Source organism: Veillonella sp., from assembly GCF_032470285.1.
Classification (GTDB): domain Bacteria; phylum Bacillota; class Negativicutes; order Veillonellales; family Veillonellaceae; genus Veillonella.
In genome coordinates this window covers 232762-256632 of sequence record NZ_JAWEKP010000001.1, presented here as the reverse complement: position 1 = coordinate 256632, position 23871 = coordinate 232762, and the positions used below count along the sequence as shown (strand labels likewise).

The following is a 23871-nucleotide window of genomic DNA, read 5'->3' as shown; positions in this document are numbered from 1 at the left end:
AGAACACACACAAGAATTAATTTATGTTAGCTATGTTTGTTTGCTACTAAGTCAATAACTTCTCTAAGGATATGTCGAGCAAGGTCAGATTTTTTCATATTAGGCATTTCTTTAGGCTCTTTATCAGGATATAAAAAATAGCCTTCATTCGTATCTACATTAAAACCTGCATTCGATTTGCTTACATCATTGGCCACAAGCATATCTAGATTTTTTTTAGCCACTTTATCCTGACCATACTTGATTACATGTTCTGTTTCTGCCGCAAAACCAACAAGAATTTGATGACTTTTTTTAGAGCCCAACCCTTGTAGAATATCTGGATTTTTTACAAGTTCTATGGTCATAGACTCCATTTTTTTTATTTTTTGCTCTGCTTTATGAAGGACTCTAAAGTCAGAAACAGCGGCAGCCATAATAACTACATTAACATCATTATAACGAGCTTCAACAGCCTCCTGCATAGATACCGCAGAATCTACAGAAATAAAGTCTACGCCACTTGGTATAGGCAAGGATGTGGGAGCACTTACTAATATCACCTTAGCCCCCATGTGTGCAGCCTGTTCTGCAATGGCATATCCCATCTTACCGCTAGAACGATTTCCAATATACCGAACAGGATCAATACTCTCCTGTGTTCCGCCAGCTGTAACAAGTATAGTAGTACCTTCAAGCTCATTGGTGCTGCACATTTTAGCTTCTAGCCAATCCACAATTGCTTCGGGCTCCGGTAAACGTCCTACACCAGTAATACCACAAGCTAACCAGCCTTCTGCAGGGTCCATAATATGGTACCCCAAAGAACGTAATCCTTCTAAATTGCGTTGAGTAATAGGATTATTATACATTTCTGTATTCATAGCAGGACAAAGATACTTAGGTGCTGTGGTAGCCATAATTGTTGTAGTTAACATATCATCAGCAATGCCTGCATAAATTTTTCCGATCACATTTGCTGTTGCAGGCACAACTACATATGCATCTGCCCAAGTGGCCAGTGCAATATGTTCTACATCCCACTGATGAACTTGTTCAAACATGTCTAGAGCTACAGGATGTCCACTGATTTCGCCAAATGTTAAAGGTGACGCAATATACGTTGCATTTTGTGTCATTACAACCTTTACTTCAGCCCCTTTTTTACGAAGTCTGCTTACCACTTCAATTGCCTTATACGCTGCAATACCTGCAGATACTGCGACAATGATATGTTTTCCGCGCATGTTCTTCTCCTTTTAAAAATTCCTTGTATCAATGATACAAGGAATTGATTTTTTATTTAATGCCTTCTTTAGTGCGTTTATATGTCACTTCACCTTCAGCAATTTCATAAAATGCCAAAGATACAGGCTTGTCAGTCGCATGTGTAGATTCTGCTAAGCAAGGTTCGCCATCTGTTAATTCGCGAGCGCGTTTAGCCGCTAAAGTCACCAATGTATATTTGCTATCTACTTGGCTTTCCAATTTTTTTAATGGAGGTTTTACCATCATACTATCACTTCTCCTTAGACTCTTGATATTGTTTATAAATATATTGAATTTGCTCTTTATTACGACTAATCTTACAAGACTCAGCTCGCAAGATAGAGGCAACCTTTTCAGAAGCCTCTGCTAAATCATCATTTACGACGATATAGTCATAACGATGAGCTAAGGCCAATTCTGAACAAGCCAATGACAATCGTTTATCAATGACTTCTTTAGCATCTGTGCCACGATTATGTAAACGTTCAGATAACTCAGATAGTGAAGGCGGTACAATGTAAATAAATACAGCATCGCTAAAACGTTCCTTAACCTGCATAGCGCCTTGAATATCGATTTCTAATAGTACACTTTTTCCATCATCTAATAAATCCATTACATGTTGTTTTGGAGTACCATAGTAATTATCATATACCTTAGCATATTCTAAGAATGCGTCTTCACTAAGTAAAGACTCAAATTCCTCTTTAGAGCGGAAGAAATAGTTAATTCCTTCCTTTTCACCCACACGTGGAGCACGGGTTGTCATAGAAACGGAATAAACTAAATTAGGCATTTCTTTACGAATATTCGCACAAATCGTACCCTTACCTGCGCCAGATGGCCCGGATATAACGATTAATAATCCTCTGTCTGACATATGCACTCCTATGATTCCACTGTATCAACATCCACATCATGTTGCACAAGTCGATGTGCTACGGTTTCAGGTTGAATTGCAGATAATACAATTTGACCACTATCCATAACTAATACAGCACGTGTCTTACGACCATATGTGGCATCAATGAGCAATCCCTTGTCTCTAGCATCTTGAACCATCCGCTTTATAGGGGCGGATTCAGGACTAATAATAGCCATAACACGGTTAGCAGATACCATATTACCAAAGCCTATATTCAGTAATTGAATACTCATTCATAGACCTCCTATTACTCTACATTCTGTACTTGTTCTCTAATTTTCTCTAACTCACATTTAAGTTGAACCACAAGCTCAGTAATAATCGAATCCATTGCTTTGGAGCCGATTGTATTTACCTCACGATTCATTTCTTGCAAAATAAAATCGACCTTACGACCGATTGAGTTTGTATCTGCAAGTGTATTTTTTAATTGTACCACATGAGAGGTAAATCGGACAATCTCTTCCGTAATATCCGTCTTATCAGCTAATAGAGCAATCTCTTGTATAAAACGATCCTCACTAATACTCGCTTCTAAAGAAACTAAATATTCCTGAATTTTAGTTTTTATGTGTTCGCGATATGCTTCTACAGCACCAGATTTATTAGTGTCAATTTTAGTAATGATCTTTTCAAGTGTATCGATACGATCTAATAAATCCTGCTTGATATGTTGACCTTCCGCAGTTCGCATTGCTATTAAAGCATCTAATGCTTGAGTCGTTGCTTCTTTTACAATATCTGATAGAACATCTTCTCCAATTGGTGTATCTTGTTGTTGAACCCATTCGGTAGAAATCGAATTTACAGCTTGTAAAGGTACCTTTTTAGAATCATCATAGAATTCTTCTTGTACCAACAACTCTTGTATTTGTTTTCTCAATACACTATTAATAGTAAAAGTTTTAGGTCGCTCCCCTGTATCTAAAATAGAAACTGATACCTCAACCTTACCACGAGTAATACGATCTTGTATCATTCCACGAATAGTACTTTCAAAAGGATTCATTTGTTTTGGACTACGAATAAACAGATCCAAGAAGCGAGCGTTTACGGACTTAATTTCTACCGTACAGGTAATGCCATCTTTGGTTGCTGTGCCAGAACCAAAACCGGTCATACTTTTCATAAATCATCCTCCTTAGTAGTTTTTATTATTGTACCACGAATTACACAATCCGTGTTTAAATACTAAGAATTATATGTACACTATGGTATACTAAACTATACTTCTAAATATATTTGAAAGGAGTACTATGAATTTAGACGGACTTACCATGTCTGTACTCGCTAAAGAATTAAACGAGCGACTACAAACAGGTCAAATACAAAAACTATATCAAATAGATAAAACTACATTATTATTTAAAGTTCGAGCACTTAACGAAGACCAAAACTTAATTATTACCGTAGGTGCCACACCAGCAATGTATCTTAGCCAACCACTTCAAGATCTACCAAAAGAACCAAGCTCACTTTGCATGTTCTTACGAAAGCATATTGAAGGTAGCCGCATCGTAAAGGTGGAACAAATCAACGGCGACCGTATCATGTGTATCCAAACGGATAAACTAGAAATGGATGGTTCTATTACGAGTACATATATTTATATTGAATTAATGGGCAAATATTCCAACTGTATCTTCGTACAAGACGGTATTATTTTAGAGTCCTTAATTCACGTTTCCCCTCTCATGAACCGTGAACGTATTATTAGTCCAAAATTACAGTATGATTTACCACCTAATGCTAATCGCGTAAGTTTAATGGACTTTGATAATAATGAAATAAAAAATCTACTTACTTCCTTTGGTAATGGCTCTGTGCAGCAATCTATTCGAGCTATCTTTAATGGTTTTGGTAAACCTTTATTGGATGAACTTTTATATATTTCCAAATTAAGTGGTGAGGAAATCATAACTGATTTAGATACTTCTCAACTAGATACACTTGCTAAAGCCTTGTACAACCTCAAGGTAAAACTCGAAAATAGCAAAGGTTTGTTTACTTTAGTCAACGATAACAATAAAAAAGCTTACGCAAGTATTTTATTACATAACTATAAGGTATTAAAAGAATACAACACTATTTCTGAAGCCTTAGAGGAATCCATTCATAATACAAAAGCAATTCATACAGCTGATAAAGAGTTAGAAAAAATCTTAACAGCAGCCATCAAAAAGGAAGAAGGTCGCCATCAAAAGATTAAAGATGAATTAGAAGATACTAAGAAAATGGAAACCTATAAATTATATGGTGATCTTCTAATGATAAATGCACACCTTCAAGTGCAATATGAGCCTTCTATTGAATTACAAAATCTGCTCTCTGAAGAAAATGAAATGTTAACGATTCCTTTAAAGCCAAACTTAACGATTGTGGAAAATGCACAATGGTATTATAAGCTTTATACAAAACTAAAAAATCGTATGGTTAGTGGCGAGTTCCAACTCAATGCTAGTACTACAAAACTAGCATACTTACAATCTATTCTGTACAGCATCTCTTTAGCCACAACTCGTGAAAGCTTAGAAGAAATACGCAAAGAATGCATGGATGCAGGTATCATAAAAAAATCAAAAAAACCACTATCTTACAAGCTTGGCAAATCTAACTACATTCACTTAACAATTGATGAAGGTGAAATATTCATCGGTCGTAACAATCAACAAAACGAATATTTAACACACCGATTTGCAAAGCCAACTGACATTTGGTTCCATACACAGGATATCCAAGGTTCGCACCTTATTTTAAGACTCAATGTTGAGCCAGACGATATGATTCTATCTAAAGTAGCTCAATATGCAGCCTACTTCAGTAAAGCTCGTGATACTAGTAAGGTCCCAGTAGATTATACATACATTAAAAATATCAAAAAGCCACCTGGATCTCCTTTGGGATTTGTTATTTTTAATACCCATCAAACTATGATTGTGGAGCCTAAAAAGCCAGAAAACTATAATGAATGATAAAAAGCGAAGGTATCCCTTCGCTTTTATTTTTGGTTTATTATTTCGCTCACATTATTTTTTACATATTTATCTGAAAATTGATATTACTTATCTTAAATTTTCTATGGAATTTAAAATATAAAAAAAGAGGCTAGATATAATATGATATCTAGCCTTTGTTTAAACTATTGGTTTTCTTCTGTACGTTGTTCAGTTTGTTTCAAACTTTCACGATTTTGACGCAAACTTTCCAATGTTTTTTCCAAGTTGTTTTCAACATATTTAAGAACATCACCAGCATATTGAATAGAACTAGCTTTCAACTCATCAGAGGATTGATTTGCTGCATTAATAATTTGATTCGCTTGTTCTTGAGCTTGTTTTACAAGTTCACTTTCAGCTGTCAATTTAGCAATGTAGTCTTTAGCTTGATCGATCAAAGTTTCAGCCTGACGTTGAGCATCAGCTAACACTTTATCTTTATCTGCTACAATACGACGAGATTCTTCAAGTTCCAAAGGTAAGGATTCCTGAATAGAATCAATAATACGCATAATTTCGTCTTCCTCAACCATACGTTTTGTAGTCATAGGAATACGGCTGCTAGATTCAATAAGAACCTCTAAATCTTCTAATAATTTTTCTGTTTTCATACAATTCACCCCTATTTATTATGGACCGTATTAAAGCGTTCTTCAAGTTTTTCCTTAACATCATCCGGAACAAGACCATCTAGCTTACCACCAAATTTAGCTAGTTCACGAATACCCGTGGAGCTGACAAAAGAGTATTTGTTATTTGTCATAATAAATACTGTTTCAATGTCATCATCCAAATATTTTGCAAATAATGCGCGCTGAAATTCATATTCAAAGTCGCTCAATGCACGTAATCCTCGAATAATAATAGTAGCATTCTTGGATTTAACATACTCATTGAGTAAGCCACCTGTACAATCAATTTCAACATTAGGAATATGTTTGACAGAATTTCGAATCATCTCAACCCGTTCTTCCATAGAAAATAAGGAATTTTTATTCGGATTTGAGCTGACAGCAATGATTAATTTATCAACCAATCGGCTGCCCCGTTCAAAAATATCAACATGTCCATTAGTAACTGGGTCAAAACTACCCGGACATACACCTATACGCACAGGTTTAGCTCCTTTCAGCTGTCTTTACAAAATAGGAAACCAACGTATAACCAAATTTCTGTTCTTTTATACATTCCCATGATTCTGGTAAGGTAAAAACCTCATCCTTATGATGTTCTAATAATAAAACACCTTCAGGTTTTAACAAATCATAGTTCACAACCAAATCTATAGTATCTTGTATAAATCCATTTTCATATGGCGGGTCAGAAAATATATAATCGAACTGTCGCCCTACTATATAATTTTTTAATTGTGAAAGTTTCCTCGGAATAATTTCTAACCGATCATCCACACGACAATGTTTAGCATTCTCTAAAATTAGTTTTCCCGTTTTAAAGTCCACTGCTACTGCATGTGCTGCACCACGACTTAAGGCTTCAATTGCTACTGCACCAGTGCCAGAAAATATATCTAGTATATCAGAACCAAATATACCTCTATTTGCTAATACATTAAATACACTTTCACGAACACGATCAAGTGTAGGTCTAGTATCTAATCCTTTAGGTGCTTTTATAGCATGTCCCTTAGCAGTTCCGCCAATAATTCGCATACAACCCTCACAAGATTATACTCATTAATTATAGTATATAAATAACCAAATTAAAAGTATCTTTTATTTATGATACTTCAATTTTAATATCACGCCCCATCAACTCAGCTAATGCTATGGATGGAGATTTTTTTTCGTATAAAACCTCATATAAAGCCTTCGTTATAGGCATTTCAATTTGATGTTTACAAGCCATTGTATAAATAATTTCTGTTGCGAAAAATCCTTCTACAACCATATTAGTATGATTAACAATAAAATCCATAGTCTTACCCTCGGCTAGTTTTTGACCAGCCGCACGGTTACGACCATGTGGGCTCATACAAGTAGCAATCAAATCCCCCATACCAGCAAGACCAGCATAGGTTTCTTTTTGGGCCCCTAAGGCCACCCCAAAGCGAGTCATCTCATGAAGACCACGTGTTAATAGTAAAGCCTTACAATTATCCCCTAAAGCTAAACCATCTGCAATACCAGCTGCAAGGGCAATGATGTTTTTCGTGGCTCCTGCTAGTTCAACACCAATCATATCAGTATTTGCATAAATTCTAAAATTTTGACTACATAATGCCTTTTGCAATGTTGTAGCTACCTCTAGGCTTTCAGTACTCAGCACAGATGCAGCAGGTAAGTTGCGACCAACCTCTTCTGCATGATTAGGTCCAGACAAAACCGCTAAATTACACCCTATGGTAGCAAGAACCTCTTTCATCACAGTCGTCAAAAGTTTGCCACTGGTTCGTTCTACACCTTTTGAACATAGAATATAGGCTTGATTTTTATGAGCATACGGTTTAATAGCCTCTAAACTGGTACGTACATGTACAGAAGGAGTAACCATTAATACCACTTCGGCATTACTAATACAGGCCTCTAAATCAGAACTATATTGTAATTCTTCTGGAAGTTTTACACCTGGTAAATAGTCTTTATTCTCTAAGTCTTTTGCAAGTTTATCTGCAAATTCTGGACGACGACAATATATAGTTGTAGTATTTCCAGCTAAAACGGATTTAATAGCAAGGGCCGTCCCCCAACTACCAGAGCCGATAACAACAACATTCATTCTTTAATCCTTTTTAATGCGCTCTACTTTTAACTCATTTCCAGCAAGTAGACGCTTAATATTATCCCAGTGACGTACAATGACAAACAAAGCTGCTAATCCGCCAAAGCCAACAAACCAGAAGGATTCTCCAGTGAAATACATCAGTACTGGTACTAATGCAGCGGCAATGATAGAGCCTAAAGATACAAGTTTAGTGAAGTATACGATAACACCCCATACCAAAAAGCAAATCAATGCTACTATTGGTGAAAGAGCAATAAGTACACCTAAACCCGTAGCAACGCCACGACCACCTTTAAAGCCCAGAAAAACAGACCAGTTATGCCCCATCATTCCAAGAATACCACCTAAGATCATAAACATAGGCCCATAGGGTGAGAGTAGCACTACTCCTACTGCCCCTTTTAAAGCATCACATAGAAATACAGGTAAGGCTGCTTTAAGACCTATAACACGATATGTATTAGTAGCGCCAATATTTTTAGAGCCATATTGCCGTACATCTGTATTAAAGAAAAACTTACCTATAATTAATCCACTAGGAATCGAACCGATAAGATATGATAATACAGCATATACAATAATCATAATATCCATTAGTCTTCATCATCCCGTTTCTTGCCACGTAATACTAAACGAATCGGTGTTCCTTCAAAACCAAAGGATTCACGCAATCGATTCTCTAAGAAACGCATATAAGAGAAGTGAATTAGCTCTGGTTCATTTACAAATAAAATGAATGTAGGCGGTTTAACACTAGCTTGCGTCATATAATAGATTTTTGGAATTCTACCATTGCGAGACGGCACAGGATTTACGGTTTGTGCATCTTGTAATAATTGATTTAACGTCCCTGTAGATACACGACGGTATTGTTGTTCAGATACGAACTTCAACATATCAGCTAAACGATGAATACGTTGCTTAGTTAAAGCAGAAGCAAACAGGATAGGTGCAAACTGCAAGAAACCTAATTCATCATAAATATCTTCAGTAAAACGCAATGTTGTTTTGTCATCTTTTTCAACAAGATCCCATTTATTTACAACAATCACTACACCCTTGCCAGCTTCGTAAGCGTAACCTGCAATTTTTTTATCTTGTTCTGTAACACCATCTTGAGCATCTAGTACAAGGACTACAATATCAGCACGATCTACTGATCGCAAAGAACGAACAATACTATATCGTTCAACGGCTTCTTCGATTTTAGACTTACGACGCATACCTGCTGTATCAATAAGTACAAACTTTTGATTCTCATGAGTCCAATACGTATCAATAGAGTCTCGAGTAGTACCTGCTACATCAGATACAATTACACGATCTTGTCCTAACAATGCGTTAGTCAAAGAAGATTTACCCACATTTGGACGACCTATAATAGCAACATGAATAGTATCTTCATCATCTACATTAGTACCTACTGGAGGAAAATGTTTTACAGTATCATCCAATAGATCACCTAAATTCATAAGATTTTTAGCGGAAATACCAATGGGGTCCCCCAAACCAAGATTGTAAAATTCATAAATATTCGGTTCTTGATTTACACTATCAATCTTATTAACTACGAGTACAACAGGTTTTCCACTAGCTCTAAGAATATTTGCGACCTCTTCATCAGCAGGTACAATACCTTGTTTACCATCAACGACAAATAGAATTACATCTGCTTCTTCAATTGCTAATTCCGCTTGTAGTCGCATCATCTTAGGAATAACATGACTATTGTCAGTAATGAACTCGATACCACCAGTATCGATCATTGTAAACTCACGATTTAACCACTCTGCATCGAAGTAAATACGGTCCCTTGTCACACCAGGAATATCTTCAACGATAGAGATACGTTTATTAACAATGGCATTAAAAAGTGTAGATTTACCTACGTTTGGACGGCCTACAACAGCCACTAATGGTTTTGCCATAGTTTCACCTCATTATCTAATCTAATACATTACTATATTTTATCATATACTAAGTAAAGTACGCAAAAAGGCTAACCAAGGAAACCTTGGCTAGCCTTATATTAGACAATGAATTATTCAGCGTCTTCTGCAGTTTCTTTTGATTCCATCAATTCAGTCAAAGCCAAACCCAATTTCTTTTCATCTTTGTTAAGAGAAATGATTTTAACTTCAACTTCTTGACCACGATTCAAGTAATCTTCAACTTTCGCATTACGTTGTTTTGTAATTTGAGAAATGTGAAGTAAACCTTGGATGTCGTCATTAACAGCTACGAATGCACCGTAAGCTACTAAACGAACAACTTTGCCTTTAATAACATCGCCAACATGCAATGTTTCTTCAGCAACGTCCCATGGGCTCTTAGATAAAGCTTTTAAGGACAAGGATAATTTATTGCTTTCAGCGTCGAAAGATTGTAATTTAACTTCGATTTCTTGGCCAACGGAAAGAACATCTTCCACTTTTTTGATTTTTTGCCAAGAAATATCGGAAATGTGAAGTAAACCTTCAATACCGCCGATATCTACGAATGCACCATAAGGCATAATTTTACGAACGATACCTTTATAGTTTTCGCCAACGTTGATATTTTTCAATGCTTCAGCTAATTTAGCTTGACGTTCCACTTCCAATACTGCACGACGAGAAAGAACCAAACGGTTTTTCTTTTCATCGATTTCAAGTACTTTAGCTTCAAATTCTGTACCAACCAAGTTGTCCAAGGATTTCACGAAATGAACATCACCTTGGGACAATGGAATGAAACCACGAAGAGATTTAACTGTTACTACTAAACCTGCTGGGATAGCATCAATACCTTTACATACGATAGCTTCATCTTTTTCTTGTGCTTCGATAACATATTGCCAATCTTCATCTTTAGCCAAGCGAGTCATGGAAAGATAAATAGGATTATCTTCTTTGATGTGATTCATGATAACTGCTTTAATTTCATCACCATTTTTTAACACATCTTTGGCAGATTCTGGTGCTGGATAAGAAATTTCAGTTCTGTTCAAAATGGCTTCAGTTTTGTAGCCAAAAGATACATAAGCTCGTTCATCTTCGACTTGAACTACTGTACCTTCTACAACGTTCCCTTTCTTAAATTCTTCTTGACCTTCGGCTGCTAATAATTCTGCAAAATCTTTCATTGTCTCAATGACCTCCTTAATAATCCAGTCGGGAGTCGATGCTCCTGCTGTTACTCCTACCGTCTGTACTCGGTTAAACCATTCCAGTTGTAATTCAGTAGAAGTTTCAATGTGATACGTTGTACATCCAACGTCACGACAAACCTCTGCCAATCGGTTTGTGTTGCCGCTGTTTTTACCGCCTATCACTATCATAAGATCTACATTACGTGCTAAATCAACGGCAGAATTCTGTCGTTCTTGCGTTGCATTGCATATCGTTTTGAAAACCTTAAGATTCTTAGATTTTTTCTCTAATATGTCTATTATACTGTTAAATTTGAATTGTGAAAAGGTTGTTTGTACAACAACGCCCATTTTTTCCACAACTTGTAGTTTTTGAGCGGATTCTTCATCTTCGATGATTATTCCTTCGTTATTTGCCCATAAATTAATGCTTTTGACCTCAGGATGGTTTTTTTCTCCCAAAATCACCAAAGTCATACCTTCATCTATAACAGACTTTGCATCTTGCTGTGCCTTTTTTACATGTGGACATGTGGCATCCACAACATGTAATCCTTTTTCTTCTGCCTCTTCATAAATAGCAGGTCCTACACCATGAGAGCGAATAATCATTGTGCCTTCAGCGATATCAGACACTTCTTGAACAGGGCTTACCCCTTTATCTTCAAGACGACCTACAACTTGAGGATTGTGAATAATAGGTCCTAATGTATAGCTTTTACCATCGCTATTTGCAGCTTCATTTGCCATTTCGACAGCCCGTTTTACACCATAGCAAAAACCATGGTTTTCAGCCAAAATTATTTCCATAAAGTCTCCTCTATACAATTGTTATGATAAGAATCTATCATTCGTTGGATTTCACTTTTAACACTATCATTTACTTTTTGAATTGCTTCTGGAGTCGCTTTAGCTTTTTCAACTGGGATTGGTTTACCAATAATACAAGCCACTTTATTACGTTCCATATTGTGAGAGCCAATGATAGCAACAGGCACTATGCTAACACCTGTTCTAAGAGCAATTGATGCTGCACCATCATGGAATCTACCAAGTTTACCACTTTTTTGACGGTTTCCTTCTGCAAATATGCCTAAAACCTTATTGTCTTTAAGTAGTCCCATGGCATGACGAATAGCAACTTTATCAATAGCACCGCGATTTAACGGAAATGCACCAAGCCATGTACAAAAAAAACGTGAAATGGGATTCACAAATAATTCTTGTTTAGCCATAAAGTGTACATGTCTAGGCAAAGCATAGCCGCAGATAGGGGGATCGTTATTACTTAAATGATTAGGCACCACGATAACAGGCCCTTCCATTGGAAAATTATCGCGACCATATACTTTCAACCCATACCCTACCTTATAGCGAAGCCAAAAAGCGGTACGCCATAACCAGGTAGAAAATTTATTCATGATTGATTGTCTCCTGTACTAAATTCAATATATATGCCACAGTTTCATCGAAATTCATATTACTAGAGTCTACAACTACTGCATCTTCAACGCATACAAGTGGAGACTCTTCACGATTTTTATCCATTTCATCACGACTAACAACATTCTTTTTAATTTCATCTAGTGTTTGCTCGTTTGATGTACCTTGTACTTCTAACCATCTACGTTTTGCACGCGCATCTACAGAAGCGGTTAAATAAATTTTTAGCTCTGCATTAGGTAATACGACAGAACCGATATCACGTCCATCTAATATAACTCCCCCAACGGCGGCCATCTCTTGTTGGCGTTCTACCAAATATTGTCGAACCCCTTTATAAGAAGCTATAGTCGATACATTATCATTAATTTGCTGCTGGCGAATTAATGATGTAACATCTTTCCCTTTAATATAGACCTTGCATGCTGTTGCAGTAGGCTCTAAAGTCAAATTTAAAGAAGGTAATAAAGCTTCTACAGCAGCTTGATCCTTAACATCGATTTGACTATCAAGAACTGCCCATGTAACACCGCGATACATGGAACCTGTATCGATATATAAATACCCTAATTCATTGGCCACTACTTTAGAAATGCTACTTTTACCAGCCCCAGCAGGACCATCAATAGCAATGGCAATTTTTTTAGTGTTCATAATAACCTCTATTCTTTATCACCGTGTACGGCATGCATAGCCGCCACATAGCCTGTGGAAAAGGCAGCTTGTAAATTATAGCCTCCTGTAAAAGCATCTATGTCTAGTACTTCACCAGCACCATATAAACCACCAATCAATTTAGACTCCATAGTTTTAGGATTAAATTCTTTTAATGAAATACCACCTGCTGTAACAATAGCTTCCGCTACAGGTCGTAATTCCTTAACAGTTACTGTCATATGTTGCAATACATGGCATAAGCGCAAACGCTCTTCCTTTGTAATTTGATTAATTGGTTTAGCCGGATTTAACTCAGCAAGCTTTATAACAATGGGAATAAGATTAACAGGTAGTAAATCCTTCATCCCATTAGACAATTGTTTTTTAGAGTATAAATCAAAATCCTTTTGCAAGCGCTTATCCAATACTTCTGCAGTTAAAGCAGGTTTAAGATTAATTTCAATGGTAACTTGAGGATTTTTCTTACGAAGCAACTTACCTACCGTGTGACTTAATGATAAAATTGTAGGCCCCGTAAGACCAAAATGAGTAAACATCATTTCCCCAAATTGTTTTGCTTGTACCTTACTTTTAGAAATTACGGAAACCTCAACATTACGAAGACTAAGCCCCATAATTTCCTTTACCCACGTTTCGTTTGTAACGATAGGAACCAAGGATGGACGAATATCAGTAATAGTATGTCCCACTTTTTCGGCTAAAACGTAACCATCACCAGTAGAGCCTGTCAATGGATAAGATGCACCACCAGTACAAATAATAGCAGCATCACAAGCATATTGTTCCTTATCCGTTGTAACACCAACTACACGATTTTCCTGTACAGTAATCGATGTAACAGGTTCATTTAAATGAACTTGAACATTATACTTTTTTAGGATTTTCATAAAGATATTGCGAACTTCTAATGCAGAATCGGATTCAGGAAACACTCGTCCCCCACGTTCTACTTTAGTTTTTAACCCCCAGCTATGCAAAAGGTCCAGAAGATCTTCATTACTAAAGCGTTCATAAGCACCGTACAAGAACTTACCATTACCAGGCGTATTTTTTATAAATTCGGTCATATCTGCACTATTCGTAATATTACAGCGACCTTTACCGGTAATGCCCATTTTCTTGCCAACCATATTCATTTTTTCCAATAAGATGACGCGTGCTCCTTCACGGCCTGCTATAACAGCTGCCATTAGACCTGCCGCACCACCGCCAATGACTATGATTTGCTTCATGCCTTATCTGTCCCCAATGCTTTTAGCGCTTTTACTTCACGAATTGTTAGTTGACGAGAAGCGCCTCGTTTCACACCACCTAAAGTAAGACCAGCATACGCAATACGTTTTAAATTATGAATACGATAGCCAAAGTGTTCAAACATACGACGAACTTGACGATTACGACCTTCATGAATTGTAATTTCTACTTCATGTACACCATTATGATCATCAAAACCTAAATCTACAATTGTTGCAGGTGCAGTTATACCATCTTCAAGCTCTACACCATTTGCAATAATTTGTAAATCATCATCGCGAACACGACCTTTGATACGAACTTCATAAGTCTTTTCAATGCCTTTAGATGGATGTGTTAGATTTTGTGCCAACTCTCCATCATTCGTAAGCAGTAACAAACCTTCTGTATATAAATCGAGACGACCAATAGGGTAAATTCTTTTCGTTTCATTTTTTATATAATCTAAAACCGTTTCTCGACCTTGAGGGTCAGACACAGATGTAATGACACCCTTTGGTTTATTTAACAAATAATATACTGGTTTCTCTTGAGCCAATAATTGGCCATTAACCTTAACCTTATCTTTTTGTGGATTAATTTTGACCCCTAATTCGGTTACCTTGCGACCATTGACCTGTACTTTACCTTCTGTAATTAGTTCTTCTGCCTTACGCCGTGATGCAATACCACAACTGGCAATATATTTTTGTAATCGTTCCATGCTATCCTTCTGTTTCCGAAACTTCTTGATGTAAGGCTTCTATCGATTCTACACCAGCACTTCTCAAAAATTCATCAGTCGTGCCATATAGAATCGGTCTACCTACAGTATCCTTATGACCTAATTCAGCTATAAGAGATCGAGTTAATAATTGTTTTATAATTTTATCGCTATTTACACCGCGCACCTCTTCGATTTCAGCCTTTGTAATAGGCTGCTTATAGGCGATAACAGCTAATGTTTCCATAGCCGCATTAGATAATTTATCTTCTCTTTTACGAATATGCCCAACATAATCAGCACATTCAACAGCGCTTACTAATTCAACACCAGCTCCAGATATACGTATTCGAATACCTCGATTCTGTTCTTCTAGTTCTCGTTGTAATTCTTCTATATATTTTTGTGTCGCCTCTGTGGAAAGCCCAAACACTTCTGCTAACATATCTATCGATATAGGCTTTGCCGATGAAAACAAAACGGCTTCTAAATGCATCGTTGGTAAGCTCATATGGCCCCCTTTCTACACGGCCCTCTCTAAGGTAGCAGTGAATATAATATCATCATCTTCATAGCGCATTTCAATAACTTGTTGTTTTAATAATTCTAAAACAGCCATAAAGATAGTTACCATACCACTTTTCGTATCAATTGCTACTAATAACTCCCTAAAATATAGACATTCGCCACGATGTATACGACTAGACAAGGATATAATCATGTCCTCTAAACTATACGTATCCTTTTCAACCTTTACCTCACGAATTGTCTCTTCTTCTGGTAACTCTTTAGCCCGTTTTATAGTTTGATAAAAAATTTGATATAACTGTGAAAGTTCCAAATTATATACACTATCTAATCCAAGCACACTCGTTTCTTCAGGACGACTAAATATATTCGCAGATACAGCGGTACGCTCCATTAATAGAGATGTAATATCCTTAATTTTCTTAAATTCTACTAATTTTGCTACCAACTCGTCACGTGGATCCTCTGCTTCATCAGGCTCAGGTTCAGCCTTAGGTAATAACATGCGTGATTTAATCTGTAATAAGGTAGATGCCATAACAAGAAATTCACTACTATAATGAATATCAAAATGGTTCCAATTGTCTAGATATGCCAAGTATTGACTCGTTATTTCAACGATAGGAATATCGGTAATTTCTATTTTATGTTTTTCAATGAGATGCAAGAGCAGATCAAGGGGACCTTCAAAAACGTCCAACTTGTAGTTATAATCTCCCATAAAACCCAATCCTCAGAAAAAATGTTTTTAACTATATAATTATAAAGCATTTATAGTAGTACTTTCAAATAATTGTTTTTTTTACACTCATCTGCTATCTTTATTATTGTAATTATTTTATATTAAAAAAAGATACGTTATTGTGTATTCCTTTTAGAGAGGATTTATTATGTCATCGAGTGTGAGGCAAATTGGGCGAAATCCAATTTTTCGCTTTGGTATTATAGGTATTGTTTTATATATCATCTTATTTTTAATTTATGAGCCCATAACCTTAGGGCTTGATGTAGAGGATATTACGATTTTAGCTGTACCAACAATTGTAGGTACCTTTTTATTTCAATATTTTATGGGGTGTACCGTTTTCCACAGGCCTTTTTTAGGGTATGGCCTAGTCGGAATCTTATGGGCACTTACCTTTCCTCTTTTATTCCATTGGTCCTATGTGAAGCCATTATACTTCTATGAATTTGCTAATGATTTTTTATTTGGCTTATTAATTTTCATGGGATTATCAGGCATTCAGTTTTTACTGAACCAAACAAATCGCTTCCATAAAACAACATCCTTAATCATGGCTATCATTTCCATGATCTTGAGCTTAATACCATTCTTACAAATTGGCTATTACATGACTACTTGGCATTGCTTAACGCCAGCCAGTCTGCTAGCCGTATATATGACCAATCCAGAAGAAGCATTTGGTTTTTTAAAGAATGCAGCTGGAATACCTGGTCTTATAGCAATAAGTATTGGTCTTATCTTATGGACTTATTTATTGTACTGGTCTACCTTAGGGATGAAAGCAGTAGTAAACTTAAATACTACACGCCCTATGCGCTCAGCTATGCTTATCGCATCCCTTGTAGCTTTTTTAGTATATGTACCATTCTTCTTGTTCCCACAAACCTGTATTGTGGCGAACTGGATTGCTGCAGGCGATTATGTAAAACAAATGCAACAATATAATGATAATCACCACTTAGTATTTGATTCCTTTAATTTAGACACAAAGGAAACAGCGGTGAACAAAACACCTGGTACTATTATTCTAGTCATTGGAGAATCTAGTTCTCGAGATTATATGAAAGTATATAATCCAAACTTCCCATATGACGATACTCCATGGCAAGGCAATATGCGTTCGGACAATAAAGACTTTGTCTTCTTTGATAATGCCTATTCATCCTACGTACAAACAGTACCAACCTTGGAGCGTGCACTATCTGAACGAAATCAATATGATGATAAACCATTTCTTGATTCAGCCAATATCTTAGATATTGCTAAAAAAGCGGGATACACGACTTCTTGGTTTAGCAATCAAGGTGTATTCGGTGAATATGATACAGCTATTTCATTAATGGCTAAGACTGCAGACACAACAAAATGGGCCCATGAATCTTATGCATTCTCAGATCGATATGATGAAGCTCTATTGCCATTATTAGAAACTGTAGATCCTACCAAAAACAACTTTATCGTTATACATATTATGGGTAGTCATATTTATTACAATGACCGTTACCCTCATGAATTTAGCAAGTGGAAACAAGGTCCGTATCCTGATGGTCAAGAAGCATATGCTAACAGCCAATTATACACAGACTGGTTATTACAACAAATTTACAATTATGGCAAAGACAAATTAAACTTACAAGCCATGGTGTATTTCTCCGATCACGGTGAAAGTTTAGACAAATCGCATAACCCTGATACATTTGATTTTGTTATGACACATATTCCATTCTGGGTATACCTATCTCCACAATATCGCTCAACCTATCCACAGACTGCTGAGGTACTTGCAAAACACGAGCATCAATTCTTTACTAATGATTTGCTATACGATACATTAGTTGGTCTCATGCATGCTCCAAGTCAACGATATGATGCAACACGAGATTTTAGTAATGCTCAATATCGATTTAATCTACATAACTTAACTACATTACTTGGTGAACAACCATTAGCAAATGATCCTGTTAATGCAAACAAGTAGTCTTTAATTAATATTGTAGCCATTATTTTTCTATTATATTGAGTTATTTTACCAGTAAAATAACTTGATATAATCAAAAAGAGATGAGTTAAACTCATCTCTTTTTTTCTGCAAGTAAAAGCTCTATATCATTTTCAGTATAAATTGTTATATTCTTTTCAAGTAGAGCCTCTACAGTACATCCATGGCCATTTTTCATTGTTCTAGTAAAAGTTCCATCATAAATGCGCTTATATCCACAGCTAGGACTTTTCGCCTTCATCAAAGCTTGCTTGCAACCATATTTTAGTGCAATATCAACTGTTAATTGAGCACCTCTTACAAACTCATCGGTAACATCAGCTCCATTAACAGTACATATACGTTCACCCTGCCGCTCCGCAGGATCACGAGGCGTACTAAGTCCCCCTAACACTTCCGGACATACAGGTACTAATTCATAATATTCCTTTAGAGCCTCTATCGTTTCTATATAATTATCTTTGCCATCATATCGACAAGGTACACCAAATAGGCATTCACTAATTAATAACTTAGGTTTCTTATTCATAGATTTATCTATCTCTTATATATTTATACGTAACTTATAGTAATAATTTTCACAAATCGTTTTAATTGTATATAAGAAAAAAAGACTAACCCAAAGTTAGTCTTAATTGGTGCCGAGGACCGGAATCGAACCGGTACGGTTGTTTCCAACCGACGGATTTTAAGTCCGTTGCGTCTGCCTGTTCCGCCACCCCGGCATGGGTAACGATTGTGGAGGCGGCACCCAGAATCGAACTGGGGAATAAAGGTTTTGCAGACCTCTGCCTTACCGCTTGGCTATGCCGCCATATAAAATTGGAGCGGGAAACGAGATTCGAACTCGCGACCCCCGCCTTGGCAAGGCGGTGCTCTACCGCTGAGCTATTCCCGCATATAAATGGTGCCTCAGGACAGAATCGAACTGTCGACACACGGATTTTCAGTCCGTTGCTCTACCAACTGAGCTACCGAGGCATAAATGGCGACCCCGATCAGATTTGAACTGACGATCTTCGCCGTGACAGGGCGACATGTTAACCGCTACACCACGGGGCCGTAACCAAAGTACTTGCTTAGTATATCGGTTATCAGGACTTTTGTCAACACTATACTACAATATTTTTAATAAATTCTTCCTCATTTTTTAATATGGTAGATTCCCTATGTCCTGGCTCAACAATCAAATCCTTGGACAAGGTTAAAAGATATTTCAAACTCTTAATCAAATCAGCTGGATCACTTTTATAATTATCTGTATTTCCCACATTTTGCTTAAATAAGGTATCACCAGTAAATAGATAACCTTCAATTTCTAAACAAACCGATCCCGCACTATGCCCAGGTGTATGATGAACTAATATATCAAAAGGATCTAAATTTAATTGCCCCTCTACTAAATCATTACAGTGTGTATACATTTTTTTCTTATATACACTTGGTCTCCGTCGAATTAACTGTAACAACTCTTGATCTAAAGGATGTAAATAAGCGGGAATATTATAATGTATACACACTTCATCCAAGGCTGACACATGATCACAATGACCATGTGTCAATAAAACTGCTATGGGCTCAGAATCTGCAACCATATCAATAATGTGGTTACAATGAAAGCCCGGATCAATGATTATAGATTTTCCCTCTTTGATAAGCACATAACAATTTGCTTTATAAAGCCCTAGAGGACGTTTTATAACTTCCATATAGTTCCCGCCCTTCTATAGAATACGATATCGTTTAGGAACCTCTTTTTTAATAAAATACCCTTCCCAAAACTGAGGGTGAAGCATAACTAAAATCGTAAATAACTCCAAACGACCTAGTAACATGTCTACAATAGCAATACATTTAGCAGTATCCGGCATAACACTAAAGGAGTCAGTAGGACCAAAGCCACCAAACCCTAGTCCTACATTGCTAAGAAAGGCCGTAACCACTTGCATAGAATCATATGTATTAAGACCAGTACAAGTCATTAGAAAAACAGATACCACATAAATCATTAAATATAAAAATAAAAATTGATGTGTCATCTGGATCCATTTAGTAGGCATCGGTTTGCCATTAATACGTACTACTTGAACCATATCAGGATGAATTGATTTTCGCAGATAAATTATAGAACTCTTAATCAAAATAATAAGTCGTATAATTTTTACACCGCCCGTTGTAGAACCACTACAGCCACCAAAAAATGTACAAATAAATAACATCATCTGTGCTGCAGCAGGCCACAAATCATAATCACTAATAGCAAAACCACTACCAGTTTGAAGCGAAACTAAATTAAAGGCAGCATTTCTAACAATCTCTAAAGGACTAGAATAGCTAGATTGTAATGCTAGAGATATTGATACAATGGCAATACCAATAAACACTACAAGCCAGTACATACGTGTTTCAAAATCATTAATTAAAACGCGAATTCCTTTTTGAAGTGCATTGTAATACACAGAGAAATTGCCACCAGCAAGAAACATAAAGAATATAAATACGAAACAAATATAATTACTTTGTTCATAAATAAAAGCCCCTGCTGATGTCGGTGCAAATCCACCCGTGGCAATAATAGAAAAGGCATAATTTAACGCATCAAAAGGTTCAATACCGCCAGCCCACAGCATAAGAAAGCAAAGAGCAGTAAAGGCAATATACAACTGCCAAAGCTTGCTGGCCATTGATTGAATACGTGGCATTACAACGCCAGGCTTTGGTACAGATGCCTCTGCATTAAAGAAATGTGCTGCATCTGCTCCTAAATTCTTTAAAAATGATAAGATAAGGACGATGATCCCCATCCCTCCAACCCAGTGCATAAGACCACGCCACAATACAAATGTGTTTGGTAACGCATCAACACTATAAATAATAGTTGCACCAGTTGCAGTAATACCCGAAGTGGCTTCAAATAAAGCATCAAAAACATTAGTCAATATGCCACTCCCCAAAAAAGGTAAAGCCCCCAAAATAACCGTGAATATCCAAGTAGAGGATACAACTAAGAACCCATCACGAATACTAAAGCTTTGACTTTCACAACCGTAATAAGATAAAAGCGTCCCCAAAACTAAAGAAAGGCTTGTAGTTATAAGGAATGACCAATATGCAGTTTCAAATACAACACTGTATATAAAAGGGATTAAAGTAAAAACCCCAAATATATAGAGTAGTCGACCCACTAAGGACATAACGATTTGAATTCGCATAGCCCCTCCTTACTAAGTAAGATATTTAAGCAATTTGCTTACCGATTCAGGTAATGTAAAGAGAACGATATGATCACCATCTAAAATTTGAGTATTACCACGAGGTACGATAGCTTCATTTTCCCGTAAAATTACACCTACTAAGGCCTTCCCAGGTAAACGTATATCTTTCAATTGTTTACCTGCCACAGGCGATTCATTGGTAATTTCAATTTCGATAGATTCAGCTTTACCACCTTCAAAGGTGGAAATAGATACAACCCCTTCTCCACTTCGTACAAAGCGCAAAATTTGACTTGCTGTTAATAAACGTGGAGAAAATACAACGTCAATACCTACTTGCTCCATCAGCATAATATATTCTGGCCGTCCCACACGAACAACGGTTTTTGGGATGCCCATATGCTTACCTACGAGTGCTACTAGTAAATTAAGTTTATCGTCATCAGTTAGAGCAATAATTACATCACTATCAGCAATTTCCTCAGCTTCGAGCAAATCAAAATCAGTGCCATCTCCATTGATAACCATGGCTTTATCCACTTGATTTGCCAGGTTCTCACAACGGTCAAAGTCTTTTTCAATAACCTTCACAGAAAAACCAGCTTTTTCTAGTAATACAGTTAAGTTCCGACCTAAGAGACCTGCCCCAATAATGACAGCCCGTTTATAGAATGTATTATAATTATGGAACCAAAGGTTCTCCACTTCAGAAACGGACTCTTTCAAACCTAGGAAAAATACACTATCATCAGCCTGTAATCGACTTTCACCATGAGGAATAATCATTTCACCATAGCGTAAAATACCAACTAACAGAACACCTTCAGGAAAGCGAATCTCTTTTAATGGCTGTCCTAATAGAGGAAATTCATTATTCAATTTGAATTCCATAAGGCGCACAGCACCCTGTCCGAACTCCTCAACATCTATAGCTGATGGTGTTTCTAAAATTCGTAATAACTCTTGAGCTGTAACCATTTCAGGATTGATGAAGAGATCAACACCTAATTGAGCTCGTATCTCCTCATCCATATGTTCCGCCACACTATTATCGCGAACGCGTGCAATAGTCGTAGGAACACCTTTTATTTTTGCTACCGAACAGGATAGCATATTAACCTCATCTGAATCAGTAACAGCAATAAACATACCAACATCAGACATATCGATTTCATTCAATAATTGAACATCACTGCCATTCCCTAGAACTAGACTAACATCTAACGTATTTTCAAGATTATGAATGCGTTCTGGAGAACGGTCGATGACATATACATCATGATCATCTTGAATAAGTCGTTGTGCTAATGAATAACCAACCTTACCAGCACCTACAATGACTATTTTCATTGACTTTATTCCTCATCTTGGGACTCATTATTAGCAGGCGGTGTCCACTGCCGACCTATGTCGGTAAGTAATGTCCACCCCTCCTCTTGAACAATCTTTTTCTCTTTCATTAAATGCCCCAAAGCACGTTTGAAGGCAGATTTGCTAATGTTAAATTTATCTTTAATCAACATAGCAGAAGATTCATCACTATAAGGCATCTTACCCCCACGATTTAACAGGTACCCCATGATAATATCTCCATCTGAAACAAGAGCCTTTTCCTTTGTAGGACGCATAGAGACATTAACGCGACCATCATCACGTTTGAAAGTAATACGGCCTTCAATCATTTCCCCTACTTTTAACTTTCTCGTCATTTCGGAACGATGCAAAAAGGCAATCCAACGCTCAGGGGTAATAAAAAAAGCCCCCTCACTAGTTAAATTATAGATTGCCCCCTTTACAAGTTGTCCTACCATAGCTTCTGTTGCAGCTTTAGAAGCACGACGCATTTCATCATCTACATCCATGGATACCGCCAAACGACCGGATTTATCAGTATATAGACGAACCCATACTTTTTCACCTACCTGAGGTCTACCACGCATCTCCGCATGAGGCATAAAGATACCACGTTCTGTACCTACCTCAACAAAACAACCAAAATTTGTAGTATTGATAACCTCAACATAACCAATTTGGCCAACCTTCATGGCTGGTAGACGCATAGAGGCAGTTAAACGACCTTTTGGATCTCGATATAAAAAAACCTCGACTTCATCTCCGATAGCCACAGGAGCAATTTGTTGATCTTTATGAAGCAATATATCATCATTAGTATTGCCAGTTTGACCATCTAAAAAAGCACCTTGATCACTAGTACGCAACACTTTTAATGTGGCAATTGTATTTTCCAACAATTCTGTAGCCATA

At 36.8% G+C, this 23871-nt stretch carries 25 protein-coding genes and 5 tRNA genes; 2 read left to right on the top strand and 28 right to left on the bottom strand.

What is annotated here, in order from left to right; all coding sequences use genetic code 11:
* Window positions 1-26: 26 nt before the first annotated feature.
* Genes coaBC through E7B10_RS01205 form a run of 5 tightly spaced genes read right to left on the bottom strand, consistent with a single transcriptional unit; the run spans window position 27 to window position 3302 of the window.
* The gene (coaBC, locus tag E7B10_RS01225) at window positions 27-1226 is read right to left on the bottom strand and encodes a bifunctional phosphopantothenoylcysteine decarboxylase/phosphopantothenate--cysteine ligase CoaBC (protein WP_118091442.1); all 1200 of its coding nucleotides are present in this window, start codon (window positions 1224-1226) and stop codon (window positions 27-29) included.
* A gap of 52 nt (window positions 1227-1278) precedes the next feature.
* Entirely contained in the window at window positions 1279-1494 is a 216-nt protein-coding gene (gene rpoZ / locus E7B10_RS01220; RefSeq protein WP_004695660.1) for a DNA-directed RNA polymerase subunit omega, read from the bottom strand.
* 4 nt (window positions 1495-1498) lie between these two features.
* Window positions 1499-2128: a guanylate kinase gene (gmk, locus tag E7B10_RS01215; RefSeq protein ID WP_004695659.1), complete on the bottom strand. Its 630-nt coding sequence runs from the start codon at window positions 2126-2128 to the stop codon at window positions 1499-1501.
* An 8-nt stretch (window positions 2129-2136) separates the two neighbouring features.
* On the bottom strand, window positions 2137-2406 hold the full coding sequence (remA, locus tag E7B10_RS01210) for an extracellular matrix/biofilm regulator RemA (RefSeq protein ID WP_004695657.1): 270 nt from the start codon (window positions 2404-2406) through the stop codon (window positions 2137-2139).
* Window positions 2407-2420: 14 nt separating this feature from the next.
* Window positions 2421-3302, bottom strand: coding sequence for a YicC/YloC family endoribonuclease (locus tag E7B10_RS01205; protein WP_118091443.1), 882 nt, complete (start codon window positions 3300-3302; stop codon window positions 2421-2423).
* Between the two features lie 127 nt (window positions 3303-3429).
* Here E7B10_RS01205 and E7B10_RS01200 point away from each other — a divergent pair, with 127 nt between their 5' ends.
* Window positions 3430-5145 (top strand): NFACT family protein, encoded by a 1716-nt coding sequence (locus tag E7B10_RS01200; RefSeq protein ID WP_008713830.1) that lies wholly within the window; start codon window positions 3430-3432, stop codon window positions 5143-5145.
* Window positions 5146-5312: 167 nt separating this feature from the next.
* Here the strand turns inward: E7B10_RS01200 and E7B10_RS01195 are convergent, their stop codons facing one another.
* From E7B10_RS01195 to E7B10_RS01135, 13 genes are all read right to left on the bottom strand, one after another.
* Window positions 5313-5780, bottom strand: a complete 468-nt coding sequence (locus tag E7B10_RS01195; RefSeq protein ID WP_004693228.1) for a hypothetical protein — start codon at window positions 5778-5780, stop codon at window positions 5313-5315.
* Window positions 5781-5791: 11 nt separating this feature from the next.
* A complete protein-coding gene (coaD, locus tag E7B10_RS01190; protein WP_004693226.1) occupies window positions 5792-6283 on the bottom strand; it encodes a pantetheine-phosphate adenylyltransferase in 492 nt (163 codons plus the stop codon).
* Window positions 6284-6287: 4 nt separating this feature from the next.
* Complete coding sequence (gene rsmD / locus E7B10_RS01185) at window positions 6288-6839, bottom strand: 16S rRNA (guanine(966)-N(2))-methyltransferase RsmD (RefSeq protein ID WP_008713828.1); 552 nt, start codon at window positions 6837-6839, stop codon at window positions 6288-6290.
* A gap of 67 nt (window positions 6840-6906) precedes the next feature.
* A complete protein-coding gene (locus E7B10_RS01180; RefSeq protein WP_004693223.1) occupies window positions 6907-7905 on the bottom strand; it encodes an NAD(P)H-dependent glycerol-3-phosphate dehydrogenase in 999 nt (332 codons plus the stop codon).
* A gap of 3 nt (window positions 7906-7908) precedes the next feature.
* Complete coding sequence (plsY, locus tag E7B10_RS01175; RefSeq protein WP_008713826.1) at window positions 7909-8505, bottom strand: glycerol-3-phosphate 1-O-acyltransferase PlsY; 597 nt, start codon at window positions 8503-8505, stop codon at window positions 7909-7911.
* A complete protein-coding gene (der, locus tag E7B10_RS01170; RefSeq protein WP_008600817.1) occupies window positions 8505-9839 on the bottom strand; it encodes a ribosome biogenesis GTPase Der in 1335 nt (444 codons plus the stop codon). Before der ends, plsY begins: the two co-directional genes overlap by 1 nt.
* A 113-nt stretch (window positions 9840-9952) precedes the next feature.
* Window positions 9953-11851 carry a bifunctional 4-hydroxy-3-methylbut-2-enyl diphosphate reductase/30S ribosomal protein S1 gene (locus E7B10_RS01165; RefSeq protein WP_008600816.1) on the bottom strand — a complete coding sequence of 633 codons (1899 nt, stop codon included), beginning with the start codon at window positions 11849-11851 and terminating at the stop codon, window positions 9953-9955.
* The gene (locus tag E7B10_RS01160; protein WP_008600814.1) at window positions 11842-12462 is read right to left on the bottom strand and encodes a 1-acyl-sn-glycerol-3-phosphate acyltransferase; all 621 of its coding nucleotides are present in this window, start codon (window positions 12460-12462) and stop codon (window positions 11842-11844) included. Before E7B10_RS01160 ends, E7B10_RS01165 begins: the two co-directional genes overlap by 10 nt.
* Window positions 12455-13138, bottom strand: a complete 684-nt coding sequence (gene cmk / locus E7B10_RS01155; protein WP_004693214.1) for a (d)CMP kinase — start codon at window positions 13136-13138, stop codon at window positions 12455-12457. Before cmk ends, E7B10_RS01160 begins: the two co-directional genes overlap by 8 nt.
* 8 nt (window positions 13139-13146) lie before the next feature.
* A complete protein-coding gene (locus tag E7B10_RS01150; protein ID WP_024061799.1) occupies window positions 13147-14394 on the bottom strand; it encodes an NAD(P)/FAD-dependent oxidoreductase in 1248 nt (415 codons plus the stop codon).
* On the bottom strand, window positions 14391-15119 hold the full coding sequence (locus E7B10_RS01145) for a pseudouridine synthase (RefSeq protein WP_004693208.1): 729 nt from the start codon (window positions 15117-15119) through the stop codon (window positions 14391-14393). The genes E7B10_RS01150 and E7B10_RS01145 overlap by 4 nt, the downstream gene beginning before the upstream one ends.
* A 1-nt stretch (window position 15120) precedes the next feature.
* Window positions 15121-15630, bottom strand: coding sequence for an SMC-Scp complex subunit ScpB (gene scpB / locus E7B10_RS01140; protein ID WP_004693207.1), 510 nt, complete (start codon window positions 15628-15630; stop codon window positions 15121-15123).
* Between the two features lie 12 nt (window positions 15631-15642).
* Window positions 15643-16368 carry a ScpA family protein gene (locus E7B10_RS01135; RefSeq protein ID WP_077708377.1) on the bottom strand — a complete coding sequence of 242 codons (726 nt, stop codon included), beginning with the start codon at window positions 16366-16368 and terminating at the stop codon, window positions 15643-15645.
* A gap of 169 nt (window positions 16369-16537) precedes the next feature.
* On the opposite strand from E7B10_RS01135, the gene E7B10_RS01130 reads away from it, so the two are divergent.
* Entirely contained in the window at window positions 16538-18370 is a 1833-nt protein-coding gene (locus tag E7B10_RS01130; protein ID WP_316055446.1) for a phosphoethanolamine transferase, read from the top strand.
* 94 nt (window positions 18371-18464) lie between these two features.
* Here the strand turns inward: E7B10_RS01130 and E7B10_RS01125 are convergent, their stop codons facing one another.
* The 10 genes from E7B10_RS01125 to E7B10_RS01080 all read right to left on the bottom strand — a co-directional run bounded on the left by E7B10_RS01125 (window position 18465) and on the right by E7B10_RS01080 (window position 23870).
* Window positions 18465-18920, bottom strand: a complete 456-nt coding sequence (locus tag E7B10_RS01125; RefSeq protein WP_004693200.1) for a DUF523 domain-containing protein — start codon at window positions 18918-18920, stop codon at window positions 18465-18467.
* 107 nt (window positions 18921-19027) lie between these two features.
* A tRNA-Leu gene (locus E7B10_RS01120) sits at window positions 19028-19116 on the bottom strand.
* Between the two features lie 14 nt (window positions 19117-19130).
* A tRNA-Cys gene (locus E7B10_RS01115) sits at window positions 19131-19205 on the bottom strand.
* 9 nt (window positions 19206-19214) lie between these two features.
* A tRNA-Gly gene (locus E7B10_RS01110) sits at window positions 19215-19289 on the bottom strand.
* A gap of 7 nt (window positions 19290-19296) precedes the next feature.
* Window positions 19297-19372: transfer RNA gene (locus E7B10_RS01105), tRNA-Phe, on the bottom strand.
* A 5-nt stretch (window positions 19373-19377) separates the two neighbouring features.
* Window positions 19378-19453, bottom strand: a tRNA-Asp gene (locus E7B10_RS01100).
* Between the two features lie 50 nt (window positions 19454-19503).
* Window positions 19504-20100 carry an MBL fold metallo-hydrolase gene (locus E7B10_RS01095; RefSeq protein ID WP_060918837.1) on the bottom strand — a complete coding sequence of 199 codons (597 nt, stop codon included), beginning with the start codon at window positions 20098-20100 and terminating at the stop codon, window positions 19504-19506.
* A gap of 15 nt (window positions 20101-20115) precedes the next feature.
* The gene (locus tag E7B10_RS01090) at window positions 20116-21603 is read right to left on the bottom strand and encodes a TrkH family potassium uptake protein (protein WP_060918836.1); all 1488 of its coding nucleotides are present in this window, start codon (window positions 21601-21603) and stop codon (window positions 20116-20118) included.
* 12 nt (window positions 21604-21615) lie between these two features.
* Window positions 21616-22956, bottom strand: a complete 1341-nt coding sequence (gene trkA / locus E7B10_RS01085; protein WP_008713810.1) for a Trk system potassium transporter TrkA — start codon at window positions 22954-22956, stop codon at window positions 21616-21618.
* 5 nt (window positions 22957-22961) lie between these two features.
* Window positions 22962-23870, bottom strand: coding sequence for a S1 RNA-binding domain-containing protein (locus tag E7B10_RS01080; RefSeq protein WP_024061794.1), 909 nt, complete (start codon window positions 23868-23870; stop codon window positions 22962-22964).
* Between the last annotated feature and the right edge of the window lies 1 nt (window position 23871).